The following is a 26,665-nucleotide window of genomic DNA, read 5'->3' on the forward strand; positions in this document are numbered from 1 at the left end:
ATTATAGAAACAATGTTTTGCATAGGTTTTCCAACGGTTTAGGGAGAGAATGTTATTTTCCGCGAAAATCTTTTTGGGAGACAAAATAAAAAAATGCGTGTACCATGATGCTAATCTGAAATACATCTTGATATAGGAGGGAAACAAATGTTCCAAACTACTACTTACTCTGGCGACCTGGCCGCCGGCTATGACTTACTTAACAAACAACTCGCTGCCCTGCTCGAAGGAGAGACGAACCAAGTCGCTAACCTTTCGAACGCGAGCGCTCTGCTCAACCAGTTCCTTGACCGTATCAACTGGGTCGGCTTCTATTTGCTTGACGGTGACGACAGCCTCATCCTCGGACCGTTCCAAGGTCTTCCTGCTTGCGTCCATATCGCCTTCGGCAAAGGCGTCTGCGGTACGGCTGCTTCGACACAAGAGACGCAGTTGATCGCCGACGTCCACCAATTCCCGGGCCATATCGCCTGCGACGCGGCCTCGAACTCCGAAATCGTCGTCCCGCTCATCCGTGACGGCAAAACGATCGGCGTCCTCGATATCGACAGCCCCGAGTTCGATCGCTTCTCAGAAGTCGATCGCCAAGGCTTGGAGCAATTTTGCCAGACATTACTTCGCTTCATCTGATTGACAAGCTGCTCGATCCATCGTATACTGATTTTTGTGCATGAAATGACGATAGCAGTCCTAGACAGACGTATCCACCTTTCGGGCCTCGACTGAGTCGGAGGAGCATCTTGTAGCTTCGCTATCAAGTGAAGGTGCTTGAACCTAGAAAGGGGCGTCACCCGTCTTTGACACCGTTGTTCTTTTGTGCAAAATACATGAACAACAAGGAGGAGTCCAATCATGGCTCGTTACACAGGTCCAGCTTGGAAACTCTCGCGTCGCTTAGGCATCTCGCTTAGCGAAACGGGTAAAGAATTAGCAAAACGTCCTTACGCACCAGGCCAACACGGCAATGGTCGTCGTAAAATCTCTGAATACGGTCTTCAGCTTCAAGCGAAGCAAGCACTCCGTCACATGTACGGAATCAACGAGAAGCAATTCCGTCGCATCTTCAACGATGCTGGGAAAATGCAAGGTATCCACGGTGAGAACTTCATGTTCTTGCTCGAGTCACGCCTTGATAACCTCGTTTACCGTATGGGCCTCGCTCGCACACGTCGTGGAGCACGCCAACTCGTCAACCACGGTCACATCCAAGTTGACGGTTCACGTGTAGACATCGCGTCTTACCGTGTAAAACCAGGTCAAGTCATCTCGGTTCGCGAAAAATCGAAAACTTTCAAAGCGATTGCTGAAGCTCTTGAAGTAGCACCAGCTACAAAAGAATTCATCACGTTCGACGCTGAGAAACTCGAAGGTACGTACGTACGTATCCCTGAGCGCGCTGAATTGAACGACCAAATCAAAGAGCAACTCATCGTTGAGTACTACTCACGTTAATGCTTTTATCCCCTTCTCTCGAGAAGGGGATTTTTTTATATCAAGATCTGTTCGCGAATCCGGCCCATCTGCGTATCGAGCGCGTCCGCCATTCGGGCCGCCTCGATAAGCTCTTGCCGTGACGTCTCGGGGATTTGATGCTGATATTTATATTGAAGCTTATGTTCGGTCGCCGCCCAAAAGTCCATCGCGAGCGTCCGAATTTGAATCTCGGCCGGCACCCAGATGACACGTTCCGCCAAGTACACTTTCGTCCGCACGATCAGATGGAGACTGCGGTAACCGCTCGGCTTTGGATGTTCGATATAGTCTTTGATGACGTCGATCTGTAAGTCGTCCCGCTTTTTCAAGTGATCGAGAATCGCGTAGATGTCATCGCGGAAACTCGTGACGATCCGCACGCCGGCGACGTCATAAATATTGTCCCATAACGCTTCCACTTCGAGTGGGAGCTGTTTTTGATTCATCTTCCGAATGATCGACGGCAACGTCTTCATCCGCGTCTTCACGTGCTCGATCGGCGAATAGCCGAGTCGGGTCTGCCAATCGAGGTCGATGATGCCAAGGTCGCTCTCAAGCTCCGTGATCGCCATCTCGTAATAGCGGAACCGTTCCCGCCACTGATGAAACTGTTCGCCAAAAAACTCTTCGATATCCATTAGACGTCCTCCTCGTTCTCTATATTTGAAATGGTATCAGACCACACCTGATTTGACACAACAAAAAAAGTCCATGTCCGAAAAATTTGCGGACATGGACGGATCAGTTAGACGTGACGGATCACGAAGTATTTCTTTTTGCCTCGGCGGATGATTGTGAAGTCCCCGAGCGTGTCTTCACGCGTGACGAGCTTGTCGAGCGCTTGCTCGCGTTCGCCGTTCAAGTAAATCGCCCCGTTTTGAACGTCTTCGCGCGCTTGGCGTTTCGATGGAGCGATTTTCGCCTCGACGAGAAGATCGACGAGATTGCGTTCGCCGTCGAGTTCGAACTGCGGCATCCCTTTGAACGCGGCATCCATATCCTCGGGCTTGAGTGTCTTCAAATCGCCGCTGAAGAACGCTTTCGTGATGCGTTCCGCTTGGTCAAGACCCGCCTCACCGTGGACGAGCTTCGTCATCTCCTCGGCAAGACGGCGCTGTGCCGCACGTTTTTCAGGTGCTGCCGTCATTTCCGCTTCGAGCGCGTCGATCTCTTCATGCGTCATGAACGTGAAGTACTTGATGAACTTGATGACATCGGCATCGTCGACGTTGATCCAAAACTGGTAAAACTCGTACGGCGTCGTCTTGTCAGCGTCGAGCCATACCGCACCACCGGCCGTCTTCCCAAACTTCTGTCCGTCCGACTTCGTGACGAGCGGCACAGTCAGACCGAACGCCTTCTCCGAATGGCCGAAGCGACGGATCAATTCAAGCCCGGCCGTAATGTTGCCCCACTGATCGCTGCCTCCGACTTGGAGACGGCAATTCTCTGTCTCGTACAACTTCAAGAAATCAAACGATTGGAGCAACATGTATGAGAACTCCGTGTATGAAATCCCGGTTTCCATGCGCGAATCGACCGAGTCTTTCGCGAGCATGTAGCTGATCGGGAAGTGTTTGCCGATGTCACGTAAGAAATCGATGATCGACAGCTCTTCTGTCCATTCATAGTTGTTGCGGATCGTGATCGGGTTCTCCCCTTCGAGCGGGAGGAAGCGGCTCAACTGATCTTTGATCCGGTCCGAAAATTCTTTGACCGTATCGAGCGTGTTGAGCGATCGTTCGTCCGAACGTCCTGACGGGTCGCCAATCATCCCGGTCGCGCCACCGACAAGCGCGATGACATGGTGTCCCGCCTCTTGGAAACGCTTCAACGTCAAGATCGGTAGCAAGTGTCCGATATGGAGCGAGTCCGCCGTCGGGTCGAACCCGGTGTATAGTGTCGTCGGTTTGCTCAGTTGCTCTTTCAATCCTGCCTCATCCGTCATTTGGTTGACGAGCCCTCGAAATTCTAAATCTTTTAATAGTTCCATGTTTTCCACTCCTTCAATTGACATAAAAAAACGCCCCTTCTCAAATGAGAAGGGACGGAGATTCCGCGGTACCACCCTAATTGCCACAGCCGTGGCCACTTAAAACGAGAGATAACGGTCCCAACCCGGCCGAATGGCACGCTCCAAAAGTGTAATTCATCGTTGACATTGGCTAGTTCACAGCACCCACTAGCTTTCTGGACAAGCGGTCAACCGACTACTTCGTTTTTTTCATCGCGTCTATTATTATTGACTATGCTATTCATTTTATAAGTTACGTTTCCTCGTTGTCAACTGGAAGATTGAAACTTGCATTAGTCTGCTCATTCACGATAAGGTGGGCAAGGACTTGTGCTATAATCGTATATAATACTGTCTAAAATAGTTTTACACCATATTAAGGAGGCTGTCATGCTGCAGAAGATTCGAGACATATGGAACACACCAAAGTCGTTGAAAGCCCGCCGTTATGCCAATGTATTTTATGATGTGTCGTGGAACGTTTTGCTCCTCACCATCATCTCTGTCGTCCTCATCGGTTTCTTAGGTGCCGGGATCGGGGCCGGATATTTCGCATCACTCGTTAAAGATATGCCGACTCCAGCCTATAAAACGATGACGTCACAAATCAATACGTACTCATCGACGTCCGAGATTTACTTCGGAAGCGGTGAACGGATTGGGAACTATACGACCGATGAAGTTCGGGTACCGATCACGGTCGATAAAGTTTCACCTTTCGTCGTCGATGCCTTACTCGCCACCGAAGACGTCGAGTTTTACGAACACGACGGTGTCGTCCCGAAAGCGACGCTTCGGGCCATCCTGCAAGAAGCGACCGGTTCGGAAGAGCGGACAGGTGGTTCGACACTAACCCAACAGCTCATTAAAAACCAAATGCTGACGAACGAGGTCTCATTCGAACGGAAGGCAAAAGAAATCCTGCTTGCCCTCCGTTTAGAGAAAGCGATGGACAAAGATGAGATTTTAAACGCCTACTTGAACGTCGTCTCGTTCGGACGTAACTCGATGGGACGCAACATCTCAGGCATCGAGGCCGCCTCTCGCGGCGTCTTCAACACGTCGGCCGAGAAGCTGACATTGCCGCAAGCCGCATTCTTGTCCGGCATCCCGAAAAACCCGTTCCTTTATACACCTTACTATCAAGGCGGGGTCATTAAAGAAGACGTATCACCGGCGATCAACCGGATGAAGACGGTATTGAATCGGATGTACGTCGCAGGCAAGATTTCTAAAGAAGAATATGATGCCGCATATAATTACGACATCACGCAAGACTTCATGAAGACACAGTCGAAGCCGCGGGACCGTTATCCGTATGTTGTGGATGAAGCCGAGCTTCAAGCACGTGAACTCGTCACAAATTACTTGCTCGAACAAGATGGCATCGTATTATCAGATTTAAAGACCGAAGAACAAGATACGATTCGAACGACATATGCTAAACGAGCGCACAACATGTTACGTCAAGGTGGTTTCAAAATTCATTTGACGCTTGATAAAGAAATTCACGAAGCGATGCAACAACCGGCTAAAAATGCAAATAACTTCGCCCCTAATCAATATATCGCAGAAGAAGACCGCAATTTGCCAGAACAGACGGCAGCTGTCATGCTCGAAAACAAAACTGGACGAGTTCTTGGATTTGTCGGAGGCCGATACATTAACGGTAAAACTGACGAGGTGAACCGCGCCTTGCGTATGGAGCGTCAAATCGGATCGACAGCGAAACCAGTTCTTGTTTATGCAAATGCTATTGAAGCTGGAATGATTACACCTGAGACAACCATTCTGGATGAACAATACTTCTATAAATTCACCGGTCCAGGACAGCCGAAAAAAGAAGTAATGAACGAAAGTAGAACACATAACGGTGCAGTGACAGCGCGTGAAGCGTTGAAACGCTCCCTGAACGTACCAGCTGTTAAAATTTATGAAGAGCGCAACCAAAAACCAGCCGATACGCAAAAACTCGTTGATATGGGTATTCCGGTGTCTGAAGCAAACCGTACAGCTTCGGCAATGGCGCTAGGAACTGGTGAAGTTACTCCGGTCGACTTGGCATCGGCTTACGCGATGCTAGCTAACTACGGTGAACATGTTGAACCGTACTTCATCGAACGCATCGAGTACAATGGTGAAGTCATTTTTGAGAAACAAGCGAAGAAGACGCGTATCTATACAGATCGTACTTCGTACCTTGTTATTGATATGCTACGTGACGTTTACTCGTCGGGTACAGCGACATACGCTAACTCGCTCTTGAACGTCCCTGGCGACTGGATGGGTAAAACCGGTACAACCAATAATCGACGCGATTCGTACTTGGTCGGTTCAACGCCAAACGTCACGCTTGCTGTTTGGTCTGGATTCGACTCTCAGTTTGGTGAATTGGTCAACAGTGGTGAAGTAGGTCAGTATTACCAACGTACGCAACGGATCTGGTCACAGACTGCTAACCTCGTGTACGCTGATAAGCCTGAAATTTTCAACACAAACGCACGATTCAGCCAACCAGCTAGCGTCAAACCTAGCGACTTCAAAGACTCTGGAACGTTCTCTGAGAAGAAGAAACTCGAAGAGAAGAAGAAAGAAGAGGAAGCGAAGAAGCAAGCTGAAGAAGCAAAACAGCAAGCCGAAGAAGCAAAACAGCAAGCCGAAGAAGCCAAAGAAAAGGCTGAACAGGCACAGCAAGATGCCGAGGCACAACGCGACGCTGATGCAAAAGCTGAAGCGAAGAAACAAGCAGAGGCCGCACAGAAAGCCGAAGCTGAAGCCGAACAGAAAGCCGAAGCTGAAGCTGAAGCCGAGGCTAAGAAAAAAGCAGAAGACGAAGCAAAAGCAAAAGAAGACGCCGAGAACGAGGCGGACGCATCATAACGCAAAGAAAGGTCGACACATCGCGTGTCGACCTTTTCTTATGCTTAATCTTCCATCGTCGAGAGGTCACCGGCCTCGAGATTCAACTCCCACGCTTTGAGGACGCGACGCATGATCTTCCCGCTCCGCGTTTTCGGAAGCTTGTCTTTGAACTCGATCTCACGCGGTGCCGCATGGGCTGCCAAACCTTCTTTGACGAATTTTTGAATTTCCGCCTTCAATTCGTCCGATGGCTCATAGCCTTTTCGGAGCGCGATGAACGCCTTGATGATCTCACCGCGGACCGGATCCGGTTTCCCGATGACTCCGGCTTCGGCGACAGCCGGATGCTCGACGAGGCGGCTCTCGACTTCGAACGGTCCGACCCGCTCTCCTGCTGTCATGATGACGTCGTCCACTCTGCCTTGGAACCAGAAATAGCCGTCCTCGTCCATATAGGCCGAATCACCAGAAACGTACCAGTCACCCCAGAAGTAGCTCTCGTACTTCGCATCATTTTTCCAAATTTTACGCATCATCGACGGCCAAGGCGTCTTCAATGCCAAGTTGCCCATCCGATGCGGCGGCAGCGGTTGGCCACGGTCGTCTAAGATCGCCGCCTCACAGCCAGGAATCGCTTTCCCCATCGATCCCGGTTTAATGTCCATCGCCGGATAGTTACAGATCATCATCGCTCCTGTCTCCGTCATCCACCACGTGTCGTGAATGCGTAGCCCAAACGATTCGTTGCCCCAGCGAATGACTTCCGGGTTGAGCGGTTCACCGACCGATAGAATGTGGCGCAGTGACGACAAGTCGTATTTCTCGAACGCTTCTTCCCCCGCGCCCATCAACATCCGAAACGCTGTCGGCGCGCTATACCAGACAGTGACACCGAACCGCTCGATGACCGAGTACCAAAACTCAGGGTTGAACCGTCCACCGACAATCACGTTCGTCGCCCCGTTCAAGAAGGGCGCAAAAATCCCGTAACTCGTACCCGTCACCCAGCCTGGGTCGGCGGTGCACCAGTAAATATCGTCCGGTTGCAAATCGAGCACCCACTTCCCGGTCATCAAGTGCTGGATCATGGCGTTATGAACGTGCAAGACGCCTTTCGGTTTCCCGGTCGAGCCCGACGTATAATGCAAGATCATGCCGTCTTCCCTGTCGACCCACGTAATATCGAGATCGGTCGATGCATCGTTCGCTAGTTTCCGGTAATCGATGATTTTTCCTGATTCGTCGACGCCGTCGCCAACAAGCAAAATCGTCTCAAGATGTGGCAATTGATCGACGGGTATACGCGGCAACAGCGCCTCTGTCGTCACGATGACTTTCGCTTCCGCGTCGAGCAAACGGTCGTGTACCGCCTGTTCCATGAACGCCTCAAATAGCGGCCCGACAATCGCACCGAGCTTGAGCGTACCAAGTAAAATAAAATAAAGTTCTGGACTCCGCGGCATGAAGACAAAGACTCGATCGCCCTTCTCCACCCCAACCGATTTCAGAACATTTCCAGCGCGATTGCTTTCCTGTTTCATCTGCGCGTAAGTATACCGCTCTTCCCGATCCCCATCGAAATAGAGCAGTGCCAGTTTGTCCGCCAGCTCCCCTTCAGCGTGACGATCAATCGCCTCATACGCCATGTTGACATTTCCAGTCAAGTTCCAAGACAATAATGCCTCTGCTTGTGTCCACTCGAACGACTGACAAGCCTCTTCATACGACGTTAATTGATGCTCCCCTGATAACGCTTTCAATTTTTCCATCGTCAAAGATTCGCCTCCCCCTATAATGAATGGTGTATCCACTTTCAGTATAGTGTTAATATTATGACAAATCAATGAATTTCCAAAAACTCCAAAACAGTGTGAACGTTGTGCAATGAAAGCGCTATAATAGAACGTGAAGAAGGTGGTGACTCCATGGAAAAACAATATCATTCAAAAGTGTGGGAAACCTCACTCGGAGCCGTAATCATCGATGGACCAATCGAGAGCGACGTGCTCGCAACGTATCGGCTCGATGAAGGCTTGACCGCGTTTCGAGAGCCAGAAGACCAACATAAGGCGCTCGTTGAAATTGCCGGGTTGAAAGAAGGACGGATCATCGTGGCGCGCGTTGACGACCTCGTCATCGGTTACGTCACGTATTTATATCCGGACCCGTATGAACGTTGGAGTGAGGGCAATGATCCATATATTCTCGAGCTCGGCGCTATTGAGGTGAGTCCACGCTTTCGGGGACAACGGATCGGTAAACAGCTACTCGAAGTGTCGATGTTGGATCCACATATGGATGATTTCTTAATCTTGACGACGGAGTACTATTGGCACTGGGATCTAAAAGGAAGCGGTCTGTCGATTTGGGACTACCGCAAAGTGATGGAGAAAATGATGAACCACGGCGGTCTTGTCTTCTATCCGACGGACGACCCGGAAATCGCGTCCCACCCGGCCAACTGTCTGATGGCCCGCATCGGAAAAAACGTGCGGCAAGAATCGATTGATCACTTCGATTCACTCCGGCTTCGACGCCGGTTCATGTATGACTGAGGAGGGTTACGATGCTGATTGAGCAAATGATGAATCGCCACGTCGTGACGATTCAACCGACCAATACGATTGCGCATGCGGCAAAACTCATGCGCGACCATAAAGTACGCCACTTGATCGTCACCAATCCAGCTCGGCAAGTCGTCGGGATTGTCGGTCAGTTCGAGATGAGCGGTGCCACAAGTGTATTTCATCCAGAGAGTGAGCGCGCCGACTTCAAAAACCCGGTCTCGAGCATTATGCGTCAGGACGTGACGACAGCCCACCCGTACGATTTTTTTGAAGACGCGGCCGCCCTGTTCTATGAATATCGTTTGACGTGCCTGCCGATCGTCGAACAAGGAAAACTTGTCGGTGTGTTGACCGAAACCGATTTACTTCGTTATTTCGTCCAATTGACGGGCGCACTCGAACCGAGCTCGCAAATCGAGATCCTTGTCGAGAATACGACCGGGGCACTTGAAAAAGTGACGCGGCTCTTAGCAAAAACGAACGTGAATATTATCAACGTCTTCGTCCATCCGACACCCGATCCATATAAGCGAATCATCTCATTCCGTGTTCAAACGATGAACCCGCTACGCATCATCGATCGATTAAAGCGAGAAGGTTTTGACGTACTGGGTCCGGAGATGTTCCAATGAGACCCGCCTACATATTCGGGGAGAATGAGAACTCGTACCGCTTCCACGCGGATCATCCGTTCAATCCGATCCGTTTGGAGCTGACGACATCTCTTCTGGTCGATTCCGGAAAACTGTCAGCCTCTGAGTGGATCGCCTCACCGATCGCTTCAGTCGAGTCGCTCGCGCTTGTCCATGACGTCGACTACATCGAGGCCGTCCAAGCAGCTGCCGCGGGTAAACTGTCAGGGCTAAAAGCAAATAAATTCGGACTCGGGACGGAAGATACGCCCATCTTCCCAGCTATTCACGAAGGAGCTGCCCGGCTCGTCGGCGGAACGATGCATGCGCTTGAACTCGTCGCGAGCGGACAAGTCGAACGCGCTTTTCACATCGGTGGCGGGCTCCATCACGGGATGAGACGAAAAGCGTCCGGCTTTTGCGTCTATAACGACGCGGCCGTCGCCATCGCTCACGTCCGCAAGCAATACGGGACGCGGGTCCTCTACGTCGATACAGACGCTCATCACGGAGACGGTGTCCAATGGCTGTTCTATGATGACGCTGATGTGATGACGCTATCGATCCACGAGACAGGCCGCTACCTCTTCCCAGGCACAGGGGCGGTCACAGAGCGCGGCAACGGGAACGGCTACGGCTATAGTTGGAACGTCCCGATTGATGCTTTCACACAAGACGAATCGTTCCTACGCTGTTACGAGACCGTGTTCCGGGAAGCGTGTGAGTGGTTCAAACCAGATATCATCTTGACGCAGAACGGGGCTGATGCGCACGCGTTCGACCCGTTGACGCATCTCGCCTCGACAATTCATACGTTCGAACAAATCCCTCAAATCGCCTCTCGCCTCGCCGACGAATATACGGAAGGACGACTTGTCGCCCTAGGCGGCGGCGGGTACGACTGGTTTCGAACGGTCCCGCGCGCCTGGTCGCAAGTGTGGGCCGGATTGACACGCGAAGCTCCGTACGCAGGCGACATTCCGTCCGCCTGGATTGAACGGTGGCGAAACAAATCAGACCAGCCGTTGCCGACGAGATGGGATGACAATTCGTATACGTTCGACCATATTCCGCGACGGCAACAAATCGAAGAGAAGAACTGGGAAGTGACGAAACGCGCATTTTGGCCGTTCATCTCAAACGACCGCAAGTCACTTTACTTATGAAAAAACCGATGTGAATTGGCAATTGCCAACTCACATCGGTTTTTTTTGATTCAGTCTTTTCGTAACGAGTCACGACGCTCGATCCGGTGCGGCAAGACGACGTTCTTCTCTTCGATTTCTTCAGCATTCAAGATTTTCGTCAATAATCGCATAGCGACAGCTCCGATGTCATACATCGGTTGAACGACCGTCGTCAACTTCGGACGAATCATCGTAGCGAGACGCGTGTTATCGTGACCGACGACTTCAAAGTCGTTCGGCACAGAATACCCAGCGTCTTGAATCGCATGGATGACGCCGAGTGCCATTTCGTCCGTACCGGCGAAGATTGCTTTCGGGCAGTCATCGCGTCCGAGCATCTTTTGCATCGCTTCGAGGCCAGACGCATACGTATAGTTCCCAAGGATGACATCGTTCTCACGGAACGGAAGTCCTGCATCCTCAAGAGCACGGCGGTAGCCAGAGAACTTCTTCTCGCCATTGATTTGTTGCTCGAGCGGACCTGTGATGAAGCCGACTTGTTTATGGCCGTGGCCAATCAACATTTTGGTTGCGTCATAGGCAGCCTGTTCATAGTCGATATTGACCGCTGGGAGGTCGTACCCTTGGTTCAACGTCGCTGCAAGAACGATCGGGACCGGTGATTTTTTGAACTCATCGACGAGGTCTTCGTGAAGACGGCCGCCCATGAAGATGATCCCATCGACTTGTTTACCGAGCAACGTGTTCAACAAATGAATTTCCTTGTCGCGGTTCGAGTCCGAGTTGCCGAGGATGATGTTGTATTTATACATCGTCGCCACGTCCTCGATTCCACGTGCTAAATCAGCAAAGAAGATGTTTGAGATGTCTGGCACGATGACGCCGACTGTCGTCGTCTTTTTACTTGCGAGACCACGTGCGACGGCGTTCGGACGATAGCCGAGTCGATCGATTGCTTCCTGTACTTTTTTACGGGTTGTCGGTTTCACGTTCGGGTTTCCGTTGACGACACGTGAGACGGTCGCCATCGACACCCCGGCTTCGCGTGCGACGTCATAGATTGTGATATTGTTACTGTTCATTAAAACTCCTCCTACAAGCAATGATTTTCAAACGATTTTCAAAAAACGTATCAAAAAAGGAAGACAGGTATCTGTCATCATTTTACCCTGTCTTCACGCTATATAAAACGTTTCCAATTGGAAAGCTTATTTTTTCACCAAATCAAGTTGAGGGAACTGAGCTGTGAGCCCATCGATGAACTGATCGAATTGATCGAAATCAAGCTGCTGCTGGGCATCAGACAAGGCGATTGCCGGATTCGGATGCACTTCGACCATGACGCCGTCAGCCCCGACCGCGAGCGCTGCTTTCGCTGCCGGAAGCAACAAATCGCGTCGTCCCGTTGAATGGGTGACATCGACCATGACCGGTAAATGTGTCTCTTGTTTTAAAATCGGCACGGCCGTGATGTCGAGCGTGTTGCGTGTCGCCCGTTCATACGTCCGGATGCCACGTTCACACAAAATGACTTGGCTATTGCCGCTCGCCATAATGTATTCCGCAGCATAAATGAATTCTTCGATCGTCGCAGACAGACCCCGCTTCAACAGAACCGGTTTTGACGTCTTGCCGACTTCTTTCAACAAATCGAAGTTTTGCATGTTGCGCGCCCCAACTTGAATGATATCGACGTAAGGCAGCGCTGACTCGACCGCACCCGGTGTCATGATCTCTGAGATGACACGCAAGTCGTGGCAATCGGCCGCTTGTTTCAACAGTTTGAGGCCTTCAAATCCGAGACCTTGGAAGTCGTACGGTGAAGTCCGCGGCTTATAGGCGCCGCCGCGCATGATTTTCACGCCTGACAACGCTAACTTCTCAGCCACTGCATTCACTTGCTCGAACGATTCGACCGCACATGGACCGGCAATCAATTGCGGCCGGCCGTTACCGATGACTACATCTTGCAGTGTGACGATCGTATCTTCGGCTTGACGCTTGCGCGACACGAGCAACGTTTTATCTCGATCTTCTCCTTGCAACTCGGCAGACGCTTTAAACATTTCTTTGAACAAATGCTGAAGGCGTGACGTCTCGAAAGGACCTGGATTCGATGCGGCGATGAAATCTAACATTTCTCGTTCTCGAACCGGGTCATACCGCTCCACACCTTGAAGACGTTTCACTTTTCCAATTTCGACCGCGAGCGTTCCACGACGACTAATCAAGTCGAGCATCTCACGGTTCAACTCATCCATTTCACGACGTAATCGATTCAATTGATCTTGTGGACTCATAATTTCCCTCTCATTCCTAAGCCGTTCTTTCCAGAAACTTAATTATAGCGAACTTTATTCGCTTTGTCATAGAGAAATGGGCTGTGACACAAAATCCACAAAAAAAGTGTCCGGATCGTCCGGACACTTGACGCGTTATTTATTGCCGTTCTTCAAGTCGTTCTTCAATTCTTTCAACTCTTGTTTTGATTCATCGTCAAGCAAGTCTTTGACCGGTGCTTCGAAATCCGACTCATAGTTCGTCGACTCGTCGCGACTATTTTTCGGCTCTTGCTTGTTCGCATTTGACTTGTTCGCATTTGACTTGTTCGCATTCGAATTGTTCGATTTCGAGATTGATTGGGCCGATTCTGGCTTAGCGTCCGTGTCAGCTTGTTCTGTTGCTTCGCTTGACGTCTCTTCTGCTGCTTGATCGAGCTGTTCTTTCACTTCGGCTTCCGCTTCCGCGACGAGCTGATCCGCTTTTTCCATCGCTTCTTCGATTGAGAGTTCATCTTCGTCGACTTGCTGTTTCAGTTCAGCAGCCTCGCGTGCCTTATCTTTGACGAGATTGAGGACCGGAGCAGCCTTGTCGCTCGCTACTTTGATCCATTCCCCGACGACTGGCTCAGCTTTTTCACGTACTTCTTTTGATTTGACGGTCAAGCGTTCACGTGAAGTCGATGTTTTCTCATCAAGATAAGTACGTACTTCGCGTCCACTTTTTGGCGAGGTGAGCAAGGCAACGGCTGCACCGATGATACCGCCGAGGACGACGCCGGCTAGGAATCCGCCGCTTGATTGCTGATCTTGATTTGTTTGGTCTTTTTTAACGTATGTCATAATATATCCTCCTTGGGCTTGTTATGATTTGATTGTATCGTCTGTCGCGATTAATCCTGGTGAGACCGACGGCGTGTCTTGCTTACGCTCCCGGCGGCCACGACGGCGTGACGGGCGCTCTTCTGAAGAAGTTTCTGTTTTGTTTTTCTTGAATAATTCTACCGCGACCGAGCCCCAACGTACGGCTTGGGCAATCTGGTCTTTATTTTCGTCTGCTGCCACGTGAACCGATGAAGAAACTGTTCGTACCGACTCAGTCACTTCATTTAGCGAAGTACCGAGTTCGTCGAGGGCATGTGCCACCGGTGCGAGCAACTCTGTCTTCTCTTCCACGTTATCTACGAGACGGTTCGTCTTATGTAAGAGCGCCGTCACTTCCATTGTGATACCATCTAATTGACGTTCTAAATTTTCTGTCGTATTAGCGACGCTGCCGAGTGTGCGATTGACGTTCGACAAGACGCGAGCCAAGAAAAATACGAGTACGACAAATGCAAGTGCTGCGATGAGCCCTGCAATGCCTCCTAAGGTGATTTCCATTCGTCCATTCCTCCTGTTCGATTATGTGGTGATTTCATTATAGCACCATTATGACTGAAAAGATTTGTCACTACCGTTTTCGCCATCCGGTCTGATTATTCCTTTACCCGTTTTTATGTTTTCGATTACACTAAAATAGAAATAAATTTAAAAAATTTTAAGGGGTGTTTGTATGAGAGATCCAAGAATCACACAATTGGCAGACGGATTGATCAATTATTCAACCGAATTAAAGCCGGGCGAACGTGTTCTCATCGAGAATTTCGGCGTCGAGGAATCGCTCGTCGAGGCACTTGTCGAAAAAGCGTACGAAGCCGGGGGGCATCCGTTCGTCTTGTTGAAAGAAAGCCGTATCTTGCGGAAGTTATACACGCAAGCAAGCAAGGAACAACTCGAGTTGATGGCCGACATCGAACGCAAGCAAATGCAAGCGATGGACGCCTATATCGGTCTCCGTGCGGGTGATAACATTAACGAGCTGTCGGACGTTCCCGCCGAGCAACAAAAGCTTGTCGGCGCCACAATCGGTAAAATGCATACGGAAGATCGCGTCAAAGGGACGAAATGGGTCGTCTTACGTTACCCGTCACCGTCAATGGCCCAGCTCGCCGGAAAATCGACGGAAGCGTTCGAAGACTTCTATTTCAACGTCTGCACACTCGATTACGGCAAGATGGACCGGGCTATGGACGCACTCGTCACGCTCATGGACCAGACCGATCGTGTCACGATTAAAGGACCAGGCACGGAGCTCACGTTCTCGATCAAAGACATCCCAGCCATCAAGTGCTCAGGTCAAATGAACATCCCGGACGGAGAAGTGTTCACCGCGCCGGTCAAAGATTCAATCAACGGCGTCATCACGTACAACACCCCATCGCCGTACCACGGTTTTACGTTCGAGAACGTGACGCTGACATTTAAAGACGGAAAAATCGTCGAAGCGACGGCGAACGATACCGAGCGCATCAATGAAGTGTTCGATACGGACGAAGGAGCTCGTTACGTCGGCGAATTTGCGATCGGCGTGAACCCTTACATCCAACACCCGATGAAAGATATTTTATTCGATGAGAAAATCGATGGCAGTTTCCATTTTACCCCGGGACAAGCGTATGACGATGCCTATAACGGCAACAACTCTTCCATCCATTGGGACCTCGTCAATATCCAACGTCCTGACTATGGCGGCGGTGAGATTTGGTTTGACGACGTTTTGATCCGGAAAGACGGCCGTTTCGTCGTCGACACGTTACAACCGTTGAATCCAGAAAACTTAAAATGAACAAAAAAAGGTGCGCCTCCAAATTGGCGCACCTTTTCATTATAGTTTCGTCTTTCTACCGAGAGCAGCAGACATCATCCAAATTTCTTTTTCGAGACGCTCGATGTGGGAAACGAACGTATCTTCGATCGCTTCGTCCCCGTCTTCAAAGTTTTCCATCGCATCTTGCATCTCTTGACGGATTTGTTTGAAATCATTGATCACGTCTTTGATCATCTGTTCTGTATCGGCGTGACGATCACCCTCTTGTAGTGTCGAGTGCTCTAAATACTCTTTCATCGTCGCATACGGTTCCCCGTCATTCATGAGTAAACGCTCGGCGACATCGTCATACAGCTCAGCGACCAAGTTGTAAAGCTCCTCTAATTTTTCATGGTATGTGAAGAAGTGAGGTCCGCTAATATACCAGTGGTAGTTATGAAGTTTGACGAATAATAGGCCGTAGTTGGCCACCTCTTTGTTCAACGTATTCAATGAGCCTTGGCTTGCCATCCTTAACATCTCCTTTTTTGTGTTCAGTCGATAATACTATTTCCTTCTTTATTCGAGTTTAAACACAAAAAAAAGCGAATGGCCCGGGCCATCCGCTCACAACTTACGCTTCGAGTTTGACGAAATTCTCATACTCGCGTTGATACGTCTGAATATCTCCTGCTCCCATAAACAACAAGACCGCATCACGATGTTGACGGAGAACGCCGACATCAGGACGTTTCAGAACGTTGGCACCGTCGATCCGCGATTGAAGGTCTTCGATCGTGACCGTCCCTTCTTGTTCTCGGGCCGAGCCAAAGATGTCGCACAAATAAACGGCGTCCGCTTCGGCGAGTGATGACGCGAAGTCATCCATAAACGACTTGAGACGCGTGTACGTATGCGGTTGGAAAATCGCGACGACTTCCCGTCCGGCGTACTTTTTACGTGCCGCTTCGACGGTGGCACTGATTTCGCGCGGGTGATGTGCATAATCATCGATCAGGACTTGCCCATCGAGCGTCGATTCACTGAAACGGCGTTTAACGCCGTTGAACGTCTCGAGGCGCTCTTTCACAAGATCTTTCGATAAGTTCTCGTAGTCGCACGTCGCGATGACGGCAAGGGCGTTCAAGACGCTGTGGTTACCATATCCCGGAATGCGGAACGTCCCATAGAAATCGTCACGCAAATAGACGTCAAACGTCGTCCCGTTATCCGTCGAGTTCACGTTTTCGGCACGGAAATCGTTATGGGCACCAAACCCGTAATAGACGATCGGGACGTTCGCTTGAATCTGTTGAAGATTCTCATCGTCACCACAAGCGATAATACCTTTTTCTACTTGTTTCGCCATTTCTTGGAACGCATCAATGACATCGTCAAGCCCTGAGAAATAATCTGAATGGTCAAAATCGACATTCGTCATAATCGCATAGTCTGGGCGGTAGTATAGGAAGTGACGTTTATACTCGCACGCCTCAAACACGAAGTTTTTCGAGTCTTCCACGCCTTCGCCCGTACCGTCTCCGATCAAGAACGATGTCGGTTCAATCCCACGCATGACATGAGCGAGCAGACCCGTAGTAGACGTCTTTCCATGCGATCCTGTGATGGCGACACTTGTATAATGATCCGCTAGTTCACCGAGGAACTCGTAATATTTATAAATCGTCAAACCGAGCTCACGCGCACGTAAGATTTCAGGATGATCGTCAGTGAACGCATTTCCTTGAACGACGATTTGACCTTCAGTAATATTTTCAGGATCAAACGGAAGAATTTCGATACCTTTCCGTTTCAATGCTTCTTCTGTAAAAAATGTTTTGTCAACGTCCGAACCTCGGACTTCATTGTTCATATCATTTAAAATTTGAGCTAAAGGACTCATGCCCGTTCCTTTAATTCCGACGAAGTGATAACGGTTCATCTGTAAATAGCCCCCCTAATTCATTGCGGTTTGCAGAAAAAGCGACAAACCTTTGTCATTATAGCAAAACTCATTGAGTCGTGCTATTACAGATTATTGTTTTTTTGAGCAAGCCGTCGGCTGCGGTACATCGCCATCCGGTCTTGCGGAGTCATCATGACGTTTAATGGAGGGCTATCCGCTTTGTACGACACGTTGACAGCAGGTGTCAACTCGGCTTCGTCAAGAGCGTGAAAGGGCTCGTCGGTATCGGTCTGTAATGTTTTTGCAACATCCTCGACGACAGGAGCTACTTCTTCGACCGATGTCACTTCGATTGAAACGTCCGCTGAAGCTGCCTCTTCTTTTTCTTCACGGACGGCGATCTTTGACGTTTTCAAATGGGTCGAACCCATGAACACCGAGGCAAATCCGTCTTCTAAAATAGATACGTCTCCGAGTAACGGTTTCAGATCACTCGACGAGTCGGATACGTTATCGGCCTCCTGTACAAAGGACTCATCATCGCTCACGTCAGACGTTTCCGGGGAAATAATCGTCTCTTCTGGCTCAGAAGGTTCGGCCACAGTCTGATGTTCTGCCGAGACCGTTTCCTCTGCCACGAATGGAGGTTCGACCGACTCGTTCACTTCCACGACAACCTCGTCTGGAACGAAAGGTTCTGTAACTTGTACAGGTTCGTCGACGACTATTTCCTCGGTAACAGGCACTACAGTCGATGGTTCTGGATCAATATCAGGCTCGCTTTGATTGATGGACAGATCGTCCCTCGTCTCAGGCGAATGCTCGGTCGGTAAGTTGATCTTTGGTTTCGGTCGCGCATATCCATAAATCGGAGATGGGACGTCAGACGGAATGAACTCGCCCGTGGGTTCAGGTTTTGGTGCAGGCGCACTTTTCTTCCCTTCTTGGGATAGTTCGCGCCGAATTCGCTCTGCTTGCTGTTTTAATGAACGTTCATATGCATCCATAGTCGATTCCTCGCTTTTTCACTCAATCCTCATTTAGCAAAAAATCGGTCGAGTTTAGCGACCGATTTCAAATGCTTTCCCTACTTCATATTCGTCATCTAACACTAAAATTCCTTTTTCTTGCGGTGCATCAGGAAGGTTCAACTCACGTGCTGAACAAATCATCCCATGCGAGCTCTCCCCACGGAGTTTAGACGATCGGATAATGAGGCCCGACGGCATGACCGCTCCTGGTTTTGCGACGACGACCTTTTGTCCGGCCGCAACGTTCGGCGCTCCACAAACGATTTGAACCGTACCTTGATCGATCTCGACTTGGCAGATCGATAATTTATCCGCATCGGGATGTTTCTCAGCCGATTCGACATAACCGACAACGAACGTCGGTGTGAAGTCAACGCCCGATAAATCCGCTTCGATATTCTGCTTGCGTAAAATGACACCGAGCGTCTCGATCAATTCTGCCGTCAAGCCGACCGGACCGTGCCAGTCACTGACATTGAAATAGTTACTCGCATTAAACACGTTGTAGCCGTTCACTGATCCGTCCGCCGCTTTAACGATGGCGATATCGTCTTTTCGTTCGACGACTTGATGATGGCGATCGCCTTCTTTTAACAACACCATGAGAACATCGCCAATTCCTTCACGGTTATAAAAAGCATTAATTTGCATACGTAAATACGCCCCTTCTTTCAAACTAGACACAAATAGTTTAGCAGATTATGCGTCCGTTGGTGGGTTCTTTTTTCCAACAATAAAAATTGGTTCGAGAACGCCGTCCTCATAATGAAACGCGAGAGCTGTCACCGGGACGCGTCCGTTCGTAAAAAAGTCGAACATGAGCTGTTGCATCGCGTCGTATCCTTGATCGTTCCGGATATCGGCGATGATCATCACATCTTGATGCGGCACCCCGACTAACATGTCTCCTTCGATTCGTCGATCCATGACCCGTAAAAATTCGTCATTGAGGATACGAGACGCCTCGTAGCCGTCACGGGCAGACAGGAAATAGAATTTGTTGCCGGCGACATCGTCTTCTTTTAAGTCGGTCGGTAACTTTTTCACGTTATCCCGCGCCACTTGATCGACTCGCTCTTTCGTCATCATCGCATTCAAATGCCGCTCTTCAATCAAACGATACCCGTTGCCAAGGTCGAGGGCATAGTAGATGGCCGTCTCCGCCGTATGCGGTGTCACGACGAGCGCTTGTCCGGTTTTTGTTTCTGTCGAGAACGAAGCGGCCCGAATGACCGGGAAAATTTGGGCTTCGTTGCCGACTAATTCAATCTCTTGGTCTGCTGTAAGGGCCGTCTTTATATAGTCGACGATTTCTTCAACCGCAATATTGCCGCGCACTTTTGCTTTGGCAACAAGTGGGGCCAGTCGAATGTTGACGCCGAACCGGTCAGCTGCCCGTTCGATTCGCAACACTTCATTTTCTCTGTCATAAGACGTCCGATACCCGTCAGTGAATTGACGTTCGATCGCTCGCCGCAGTTCATTCCGTTCCATCTAAATCACCCTAACTCGCTAAGAAATGCTTCGACTTGCTCCGGCGTTTTACGTTCGCGTCCGACGTAGCGGTCCACTTCTTGCCCACCGTTAAAGGCGACAAAACTCGGAATCCCGAAAATATCGAGTTCTTGTGCGAGTTCCATCCATTCGTCACGGTCGACGTAGTAGAACGTCCACTCGTTGAACTTTGACTCCAGTTCGGGCATGAACGGATCGAGGAAGCGGCAATCGCCACACCATGTCGCTGAAAACATGAACACACTTTTCCCTTGCTTTGCTTCTGTATATTCAACCATCGTTGTCAATCGTTTCATCTTCATCACTCCTGTTCTTTTTTCCACGTTAATGATAGCATAAGTCCGTTCTCACAATCCGCTCTCGTGTTTTGCTATAATCAAGAGCGAAGACTATTTGAAAAAGGTGACAACATGACAAAATGGACGCGTGAACAATTAAATCCGGACATGAAACACCCACTCGAACAGCTCGTCGGCGCCGTCGGAATGCTCTCCATTCTCCGCTACGGGTACTTGTTCATCGATACAGATAAGACACGAAGTCAGATTCTCGTTTGGCTCATCGTTGGATTCGCCATCATTTACATCGTAGAACGTGGATTGAAACGCCTTGTCCGCTACTTGCCGATTGTCAGGAAACGTTTTTTACTTCCCATCTACGCATTGATACTCACGCTGTTCTTCGTCAGCTTTAGAATCCCGCGCGAAACCGTCGAGACCGTCCGTAACTTCTTCGGCTGGTGATCAGCTCGGCGTCATATGAATAAGCGTCTCGCAACTTGGCGAGACGCTTATTTTTGTGTGTCGGTTCAATATTCGATTTTCATATCATTCGGCTGAATCCGGTTCACCCGGGTCAATACTTGATATACCGCATAGCTGAGTATGGCGGGACCGACGATCAAGAAACCGAAGACGACGATCAACGTATGCCAACTGAAGCCCATCGTTTCGAGCATGACGATCGGACCGACGAGGCCGCTCGTCCCCATCCCGGCCCCGGCCGCGACACTCTCTAATTCAAACAGCAAGATGGCGATCGGGGCGAGCACCGCACCGGCAACCGTCGGGGGCAGTAGGATCCATGGATTTTTGACGATATTCCCGACTTGAAGCATCGACGTGCCAATCCCTTGAGCAACCGCTCCGCCGATGCCGTTGTCACGGTAACTTGTGACCGCGAACCCAACCATTTGGGCCGCACACCCGACCGTCGCCGCACCGGCGGCGATCCCGCTAAGCCCGAGCATGAGCGCGATGGCCGCGCTTGAAATCGGGGCCGTCAACGCGAGACCCATGAGCGTCGCGACGATGACGCCCATAACGAGCGGTTGTTGTTCAGTCCCCCACTCAATCCACGTGCCGAGTTGGGTCATGAACAGACCGACATATTTCCCGATATACGTCGCACTCAAGTAGCCGATCGCGATCGTCGTGAATGGCGTCACTAAAATATCAAGCTTCGTCGACTTCGAAACGAGTTTGGCCAGTTCGACCGAAAGAAGCGTCGCGACGTAACTACCCGCCGGCCCGAACTCATAGCCGAACGTCCCGACGACGAGCGCTGAAAACAAGATGAGTGGCGGAGCCTGGAGCGCATAGGCGATCGCAATCCCGATGGCTGGTCCCGTCAAACTGATGGCGACGTCTCCGATTTGTTGGAGTGTATCGCCGAGACCGCTAACGCTCGTGCCGAGCAATTGCCCCCCAATTGTCTTCATGATCAACCCGATAATGAGTGTACTGAATAATCCGAGTGCCATATAGCTGAGCGCCGTCACAAAGTAGAGTGACGGGCTGAGCGTGATCCCTTTCTTCTTGAGCATGGGATTCACCCCTCTTTCTATTGTCTTGTCAGTCGTAAAGTTTCTGTCTTCACACTTTTATCAGTATAATCTTTTCCCTGTAAATATCAACAGAAAAAAACGCCACTCGGTTAAAGTGGCGTCGTTCATTAACGGGATGCGCGGAGCGTTTCCATCGTCGAACGGTCTAACCGTTTGACGAGCGCTTTTAGAAGCGCTTTGGCCGCATCGTAGTCATCCGTATGCAAAATCGAGGCGTGCGTATGAATGTAACGAGCTGCGACGCCGATGACGGCGGTCGGCACACCTTGCCCACTCATATGGATACGACCTGCGTCTGTCCCACCTGCTGGTGACACGAAGTATTGTGTCTTGATGTTTTCATCTGACGCTGTATCGAGCAAGAAGTCACGCATCTCAGGGGACATGACCATGACGCGGTCAAGAATCCGGATGAGCGCGCCTTCGCCGAGCTGACCGAATTCCGTCTTATTGCCGGAAGCATCATTGGCTGGCGACGCATCGAGCACGAGCGCGACGTCCGGCTGAATCATCTCGGCAGCCGTCTGGGCCCCGCGCAGGCCGACTTCTTCTTGGACAGTCGCACCCGAGAACAAAATGTTCGGGTGATCTGCTTTAGTCGTCTCTTCGAGCAACTCGATGGCGAGACCGACACCGTAGCGGTTGTCCCATGCTTTGGCCATAATTTTTTTCGGATGGTGGAGCGGAGTGAATTCACTCGTCGGCACGGCAGGAACTCCTGGCCGGACGCCCCATGACTCCGCCTCTTCTTTTGAGTCGGCCCCAATATCGATGAACATCTGCTTGATTTCCATCGGTTTGTTCTGTGCCTCAGGCCCGAGTAAATGCGGAGGCGTCGAGGCGACGACACCCGGGATTTTCCCGTTCGATGTTATGATGTCGAACCGTTGTGCCATCAGCACTTGGCTCCACCAGCCGCCGAGCGGTTGTATGTACAACATGCCGTTCTCTGTGATCCGTGTGACCATGAACGCGACTTCATCCATATGACCGGCGATCATGATGCGTGGTCCCGACTCGTCCCCGACTCGTTTCCCGAAGATTGAACCGATTCCGTCCGTCATCACGTCATCGACGTGCGGAGTGATCCGGTCGCGGACAAATTGCCGAACTTCTGATTCGAAACCAGGCGCTCCTGGCAATTCTGTCAACGTCTTAAATAATTCTCTCGTTTTTTGTTCCATTTTATTTCATCCTTTCACTCGTTCTGGTCTCATTATATACAGAATATTTCGATGGAAGCGAATGCTTTTCATTCCAATGGGGTACAGGTTTTGGTACGATGTATGTGATAGCCATAGTTCAAGGGGAGGTAGTCATATGAAGAAAAGGTATTGGTTAGTTGGAATCGGGGTTGCCGTCGTAGCCGCACTTATGACGAAAAAAGTGTTAGATGAACGAAGCTTATCGGCTGAAGATGCGCTCGAGTACACGAAACGGGCGTTCTCAGCGAAAGGTCACGTCCAAGGCGCATGGATCTCGGCATCACCGGAGATTTATACTTATGACGGTCGTGAGTACGATGTTTACAAAGGCGGGATCTCGGTCCTCGAGAGCGACGAAGAAAAAACGTACCAATTCACGGTCGATTCAGAGACTGGCGCTTTACTTGAATATGCATGAAACAAAGTCGGCGAAACAATTCGCCGACTTTTTTGTTTAAACCGTTCGAAAGAGTGGAAAATTGAGAATGGTAGTTTTCAAACTTAAAAAGGAGTGATCCCACGTGAAAAAACTGATTGGTGAAGCAAGTGAACTTGTGTCGCAAATGGTCGAAGGGATGGTCCACGCCCATCCTGAACTGTACGGTCGCGTCGAAGGGGTGAACGTCATCTGCAGAGCGGATGGCGCCAAGTCCGGAAAAGTCGGACTCGTCTCAGGTGGCGGAAGCGGGCATGAACCTGCACACGCCGGTTATGTTGGCGATGGGATGCTCGACGCCGCTGTCTGTGGTGAAGTGTTCACGTCCCCGACCCCAGACATGGTACTTGAGGGCATCAAGGCTGCGGACGGTGGCAACGGTGTGTTGCTCGTTGTCAAAAACTATGCTGGTGATGTCATGAACTTTGAACTAGCCGGCGAACTCGCTGACGCCGAAGGGATTAAAGTCGATCACGTCGTCGTCGCTGATGACGTCGCGATTGCGAATAAAGAAGACCGCCGTGGCGTAGCGGGCACGGTGTTCGTGCATAAGATTGCCGGAGCCGCAGCAGCGAGCGGGAAGTCATTGGAAGAAGTGAAAGCGCTTGCCGAGAAAGTCGCATCTCACGTCCGCTCGATGGGAATGGCGGTCGAGCCGTGCTACATGCCAGTGAGCGGTAAACCTGGCTTTGACCTGAACGAGGAAGAGATGGAAATCGGAATCGGGATTCACGGCGAGCGCGGTGTCGAACGGAAACCGACGACCGACGTCGATTCGATTGTCGACGACCTACTCGAACATTTGACAAAAGAAGTCGAGCCTGGAGAAGTCGCCGTCATGGTCAACGGTATGGGTGGGACACCGCTGTCTGAGCTTTACGTGACGTATCACTTCGTTGCCAAAAAATTAGAAGCAGCTGGTTACACGTTAAAACGTAAATACGTCGGTAACTATATGACATCTCTCGAGATGCATGGTTTCTCCATCACCCTGTTACCGCTCGACGATGAATTGACAAGTTATCTTGACGCGCCATCAGCGGCGCTCGGTTTCAAAATCTAACAAACGAGGTGTTTAATCGATGTTGACGATTGAAGGGTTCAAACAAGCGCTGCGCCATGCCCAATCTGAGATTGAAGCGAATAAAGATACACTGACAGACCTAGACCGGGCGATCGGGGACGGTGACCACGGCATCAATATGTCACGCGGCTTTGATGCAGTCGTTGCAATCCTCGACGATGAGTACGCTTCTCTCGGTGAGTTGAGTAAGAAAGTCGGGATGACGCTCATGTCAAAAGTCGGTGGTGCGGCCGGTCCACTCTACGGTTCGGCATTCGTCAAAGCAGCACCGAAATTTGGTGACGCGACCGAGGCCGACTTTGCGCTCGTGAAAGAAGCGCTAGAGGAAGGGACGGCTGCGATCAAAGCTCGTGGCAAGTCCACCGCCGGGCAAAAGACAATGGTCGACGTCTGGGAGCCATTTTTAGACGGTTTGAGTGAATCAGATGATTTCACCTCAAAGTTGGATCATCTCGTCAATGAGACGGAGGGGATGCTGGCGACGAAAGGCCGCGCCTCATACTTCGGAGAGAACTCTCGCGGTACAATCGACCCTGGCGCGTTGTCCAGTTCAATCGTCTTGAAAGCGATCATGAAGGAGGTCGATTGACATCGTAGAGCTCATCATCGTTTCGCATAGCGCTAAAATTGGTGAAGGGATTCAAGATTTGATGAAAGAGATGGCTCCAGCCGTTCCGATTCATCTTGCGAGCGGACTAGAAGACGGCAGTATCGGAACCGATGTGACCCGTATCCTCGAGGCCATCGAAACCGTCGGCAAAGAGGCACTCATCCTGTCCGATATCGGATCGGCGACGATGAACGCTGAGCTTGCCATCGATATGTATGAAGGCGATAAGAAAATCAAGTTCTATGACGGTCCGATCGTCGAGAGCGCGTTCGTCGCAGCCGTCTCTTCAGGAAACGGCATGGGTCTTGATCAAATTATGGAACAGTTGAAAATGACGTAAAAAAAGAGCCAATTCGCGAAAAGCGAATTGGTTCATCTTTTTTTATGTTCGATGACCTTGAGGCGCTCTGCCCGGCACAAGATTGAAAAAATGGTATGTATACAGTCTCTCCAGGCCAGTGAACTGGCCAACTTCTTCATATTTTATGCGGTGGCTGCCATAAGGTTGGCGCGATGGACGATGGAGAAGTCGACATGGCGGTCAATCTTACGGACGAGGTGGTTTTTCGGGACCAACTGGTCTAACGAGGCGTCGGTGCGGATCGGTTCATGATGATTCCCTTCCTGTTCGGAGGCGGTGACGGTCCATACATACCGTTTTCCGTTTTCATCGGTTCTAAGAACATATCCATGGCTTTTTCTTCGGCCATCGAGACCTCAGAAAAAGACAAACGGCCGCCAGATGGCGACCGTTTGCGTTGCTCGTCCGACGGCGCCCCGACTCCTGCAGGAAAGCGTGGGCGCCGGAAGGACGAGCGATTCTATTGATGTTAGTCAACAAGCTGAAGAGCCTCTCGGCTCTTTTTTAACGTGGATTATCGTTTTTCTCATAAATCGGATTCATGTAATCCGTTGTCGAATAGAAGCGTGGTACGACGAAGAAAAGAATGAGCGCCGGAACCGCGATTAAGAGCAACATGATCAAGACCGGCAACCAGTAGATGATCTGTTGACCGAGCATGTCGATGTTCGCGTCCGAAAACTCGGTCGCACCTTCGACTTCGACAAGGTCAGCCGTTGCAAGAATCTTGTTGTCCGTCGCATCGTAATAATGGAACTCCGTCTTACGTGTGATGAAGATGCCGTCACGTACCGTATCGAGTTCGACGACCGCTGCGATGACTTCGTTGCCGTTCGAGTGCGTGAGCGTCTCTTCTTTGACGATTTTAGCCGTTCCTTCTTTATAGTCGTAATGCGTCGCTTTCAAATCCTCTTCGAGTGCGTCTAAGAACGCCTCGTTTGCCGAGGTATTGAGTGGTGCGATTGTTAGAATGAAGATTACTGCAAGCAGGCTTGCCCATGCTTTTTTCAACATCCCCATATTCCCCCTTCTCTAATTCCAATTTAGCGTCATTCCTATTGTACCAA

Annotated in this window: 28 protein-coding genes and 1 other annotated feature; of the genes, 12 read left to right on the forward strand and 16 right to left on the reverse strand. The window is 50.4% G+C overall.

The window, feature by feature from the left end:
• The first annotated feature begins 147 nt into the window (after positions 1-147).
• Both A6395_RS03180 and rpsD read left to right on the forward strand, forming a co-directional pair.
• Positions 148-630, forward strand: a complete 483-nt coding sequence (locus tag A6395_RS03180) for a GAF domain-containing protein (protein WP_071397836.1) — start codon at positions 148-150, stop codon at positions 628-630.
• 222 nt (positions 631-852) lie between these two features.
• Positions 853-1,452, forward strand: a complete 600-nt coding sequence (rpsD, locus tag A6395_RS03185; RefSeq protein WP_016508465.1) for a 30S ribosomal protein S4 — start codon at positions 853-855, stop codon at positions 1,450-1,452.
• A gap of 35 nt (positions 1,453-1,487) precedes the next feature.
• Here rpsD and A6395_RS03190 read toward each other — a convergent pair whose 3' ends face one another.
• Both A6395_RS03190 and tyrS read right to left on the reverse strand, forming a co-directional pair.
• A complete protein-coding gene (locus A6395_RS03190; protein ID WP_070329485.1) occupies positions 1,488-2,111 on the reverse strand; it encodes a GTP pyrophosphokinase in 624 nt (207 codons plus the stop codon).
• Between the two features lie 107 nt (positions 2,112-2,218).
• Positions 2,219-3,466, reverse strand: a complete 1,248-nt coding sequence (tyrS, locus tag A6395_RS03195; protein WP_071397837.1) for a tyrosine--tRNA ligase — start codon at positions 3,464-3,466, stop codon at positions 2,219-2,221.
• A 47-nt stretch (positions 3,467-3,513) separates the two neighbouring features.
• Positions 3,514-3,710 (reverse strand) — a binding site (T-box leader).
• A gap of 167 nt (positions 3,711-3,877) precedes the next feature.
• Between tyrS and A6395_RS03200 the strand changes: the two genes are divergently transcribed.
• The gene (locus A6395_RS03200; protein WP_071397838.1) at positions 3,878-6,367 is read left to right on the forward strand and encodes a transglycosylase domain-containing protein; all 2,490 of its coding nucleotides are present in this window, start codon (positions 3,878-3,880) and stop codon (positions 6,365-6,367) included.
• A gap of 44 nt (positions 6,368-6,411) precedes the next feature.
• Here the strand turns inward: A6395_RS03200 and acsA are convergent, their stop codons facing one another.
• On the reverse strand, positions 6,412-8,124 hold the full coding sequence (gene acsA / locus A6395_RS03205; protein ID WP_173647371.1) for an acetate--CoA ligase: 1,713 nt from the start codon (positions 8,122-8,124) through the stop codon (positions 6,412-6,414).
• Positions 8,125-8,274: 150 nt separating this feature from the next.
• Between acsA and A6395_RS03210 the strand changes: the two genes are divergently transcribed.
• The 3 genes from A6395_RS03210 to A6395_RS03220 are packed head-to-tail and all read left to right on the forward strand — an operon-like array spanning position 8,275 to position 10,714.
• Positions 8,275-8,904: a GNAT family N-acetyltransferase gene (locus A6395_RS03210; protein WP_071397839.1), complete on the forward strand. Its 630-nt coding sequence runs from the start codon at positions 8,275-8,277 to the stop codon at positions 8,902-8,904.
• A gap of 11 nt (positions 8,905-8,915) precedes the next feature.
• Complete coding sequence (locus tag A6395_RS03215) at positions 8,916-9,548, forward strand: acetoin utilization AcuB family protein (protein WP_070329481.1); 633 nt, start codon at positions 8,916-8,918, stop codon at positions 9,546-9,548.
• Complete coding sequence (locus tag A6395_RS03220) at positions 9,545-10,714, forward strand: acetoin utilization protein AcuC (RefSeq protein ID WP_071397840.1); 1,170 nt, start codon at positions 9,545-9,547, stop codon at positions 10,712-10,714. Before A6395_RS03215 ends, A6395_RS03220 begins: the two co-directional genes overlap by 4 nt.
• Positions 10,715-10,764: 50 nt before the next feature.
• Here A6395_RS03220 and ccpA read toward each other — a convergent pair whose 3' ends face one another.
• The 4 genes from ccpA to A6395_RS03240 all read right to left on the reverse strand — a co-directional run bounded on the left by ccpA (position 10,765) and on the right by A6395_RS03240 (position 14,358).
• Positions 10,765-11,778: a catabolite control protein A gene (gene ccpA / locus A6395_RS03225; protein ID WP_070329438.1), complete on the reverse strand. Its 1,014-nt coding sequence runs from the start codon at positions 11,776-11,778 to the stop codon at positions 10,765-10,767.
• A gap of 126 nt (positions 11,779-11,904) precedes the next feature.
• Positions 11,905-12,996 carry a bifunctional 3-deoxy-7-phosphoheptulonate synthase/chorismate mutase gene (locus tag A6395_RS03230; protein ID WP_071397841.1) on the reverse strand — a complete coding sequence of 364 codons (1,092 nt, stop codon included), beginning with the start codon at positions 12,994-12,996 and terminating at the stop codon, positions 11,905-11,907.
• Between the two features lie 135 nt (positions 12,997-13,131).
• The gene (locus tag A6395_RS03235) at positions 13,132-13,818 is read right to left on the reverse strand and encodes a YtxH domain-containing protein (RefSeq protein WP_071397842.1); all 687 of its coding nucleotides are present in this window, start codon (positions 13,816-13,818) and stop codon (positions 13,132-13,134) included.
• A 21-nt stretch (positions 13,819-13,839) separates the two neighbouring features.
• Complete coding sequence (locus tag A6395_RS03240; RefSeq protein ID WP_070329435.1) at positions 13,840-14,358, reverse strand: DUF948 domain-containing protein; 519 nt, start codon at positions 14,356-14,358, stop codon at positions 13,840-13,842.
• Between the two features lie 172 nt (positions 14,359-14,530).
• Here A6395_RS03240 and A6395_RS03245 point away from each other — a divergent pair, with 172 nt between their 5' ends.
• Positions 14,531-15,643, forward strand: a complete 1,113-nt coding sequence (locus tag A6395_RS03245) for an aminopeptidase (protein ID WP_071397843.1) — start codon at positions 14,531-14,533, stop codon at positions 15,641-15,643.
• A 39-nt stretch (positions 15,644-15,682) separates the two neighbouring features.
• Here A6395_RS03245 and A6395_RS03250 read toward each other — a convergent pair whose 3' ends face one another.
• The 6 genes from A6395_RS03250 to A6395_RS03275 form a co-directional block, all read right to left on the reverse strand.
• Positions 15,683-16,135: a Dps family protein gene (locus A6395_RS03250; protein WP_016508447.1), complete on the reverse strand. Its 453-nt coding sequence runs from the start codon at positions 16,133-16,135 to the stop codon at positions 15,683-15,685.
• 103 nt (positions 16,136-16,238) lie between these two features.
• Positions 16,239-17,546, reverse strand: a complete 1,308-nt coding sequence (murC, locus tag A6395_RS03255; RefSeq protein ID WP_070329432.1) for a UDP-N-acetylmuramate--L-alanine ligase — start codon at positions 17,544-17,546, stop codon at positions 16,239-16,241.
• An 86-nt stretch (positions 17,547-17,632) separates the two neighbouring features.
• Positions 17,633-18,517, reverse strand: coding sequence for a hypothetical protein (locus A6395_RS03260; RefSeq protein ID WP_071397844.1), 885 nt, complete (start codon positions 18,515-18,517; stop codon positions 17,633-17,635).
• A gap of 54 nt (positions 18,518-18,571) precedes the next feature.
• Entirely contained in the window at positions 18,572-19,192 is a 621-nt protein-coding gene (ytpR, locus tag A6395_RS03265; protein WP_071397845.1) for a YtpR family tRNA-binding protein, read from the reverse strand.
• A gap of 48 nt (positions 19,193-19,240) precedes the next feature.
• Positions 19,241-20,035, reverse strand: coding sequence for a DUF1444 family protein (locus A6395_RS03270; RefSeq protein ID WP_071397846.1), 795 nt, complete (start codon positions 20,033-20,035; stop codon positions 19,241-19,243).
• 5 nt (positions 20,036-20,040) lie between these two features.
• On the reverse strand, positions 20,041-20,352 hold the full coding sequence (locus A6395_RS03275; protein WP_071397847.1) for a thioredoxin family protein: 312 nt from the start codon (positions 20,350-20,352) through the stop codon (positions 20,041-20,043).
• A gap of 114 nt (positions 20,353-20,466) precedes the next feature.
• On the opposite strand from A6395_RS03275, the gene A6395_RS03280 reads away from it, so the two are divergent.
• Positions 20,467-20,799, forward strand: coding sequence for an MLKL N-termimal domain-containing protein (locus tag A6395_RS03280; RefSeq protein ID WP_016508496.1), 333 nt, complete (start codon positions 20,467-20,469; stop codon positions 20,797-20,799).
• Positions 20,800-20,864: 65 nt separating this feature from the next.
• Here A6395_RS03280 and A6395_RS03285 read toward each other — a convergent pair whose 3' ends face one another.
• Positions 20,865-21,881: a PTS sugar transporter subunit IIC gene (locus A6395_RS03285; RefSeq protein ID WP_071397848.1), complete on the reverse strand. Its 1,017-nt coding sequence runs from the start codon at positions 21,879-21,881 to the stop codon at positions 20,865-20,867.
• Positions 21,882-22,009: 128 nt separating this feature from the next.
• Positions 22,010-23,086 (reverse strand): M42 family metallopeptidase, encoded by a 1,077-nt coding sequence (locus A6395_RS03290; protein ID WP_071397849.1) that lies wholly within the window; start codon positions 23,084-23,086, stop codon positions 22,010-22,012.
• Positions 23,087-23,222: 136 nt separating this feature from the next.
• Here A6395_RS03290 and A6395_RS03295 point away from each other — a divergent pair, with 136 nt between their 5' ends.
• From A6395_RS03295 to dhaM, 4 genes are all read left to right on the forward strand, one after another.
• On the forward strand, positions 23,223-23,525 hold the full coding sequence (locus A6395_RS03295) for a PepSY domain-containing protein (RefSeq protein ID WP_016508468.1): 303 nt from the start codon (positions 23,223-23,225) through the stop codon (positions 23,523-23,525).
• A gap of 103 nt (positions 23,526-23,628) precedes the next feature.
• Positions 23,629-24,606: a dihydroxyacetone kinase subunit DhaK gene (dhaK, locus tag A6395_RS03300; protein WP_071397850.1), complete on the forward strand. Its 978-nt coding sequence runs from the start codon at positions 23,629-23,631 to the stop codon at positions 24,604-24,606.
• Between the two features lie 19 nt (positions 24,607-24,625).
• Positions 24,626-25,216: a dihydroxyacetone kinase subunit DhaL gene (gene dhaL, locus A6395_RS03305; RefSeq protein WP_071397851.1), complete on the forward strand. Its 591-nt coding sequence runs from the start codon at positions 24,626-24,628 to the stop codon at positions 25,214-25,216.
• Between the two features lie 16 nt (positions 25,217-25,232).
• Positions 25,233-25,577: a dihydroxyacetone kinase phosphoryl donor subunit DhaM gene (gene dhaM / locus A6395_RS03310; RefSeq protein ID WP_255569939.1), complete on the forward strand. Its 345-nt coding sequence runs from the start codon at positions 25,233-25,235 to the stop codon at positions 25,575-25,577.
• A 525-nt stretch (positions 25,578-26,102) separates the two neighbouring features.
• On the opposite strand, the gene A6395_RS03315 is transcribed toward dhaM, so the two are convergent.
• Positions 26,103-26,612: a hypothetical protein gene (locus A6395_RS03315; RefSeq protein ID WP_233589570.1), complete on the reverse strand. Its 510-nt coding sequence runs from the start codon at positions 26,610-26,612 to the stop codon at positions 26,103-26,105.
• Between the last annotated feature and the right edge of the window lie 53 nt (positions 26,613-26,665).

The organism is Exiguobacterium sp. SH31 (assembly GCF_001816105.1).
Lineage (GTDB): Bacteria > Bacillota > Bacilli > Exiguobacteriales > Exiguobacteriaceae > Exiguobacterium > Exiguobacterium aurantiacum_A.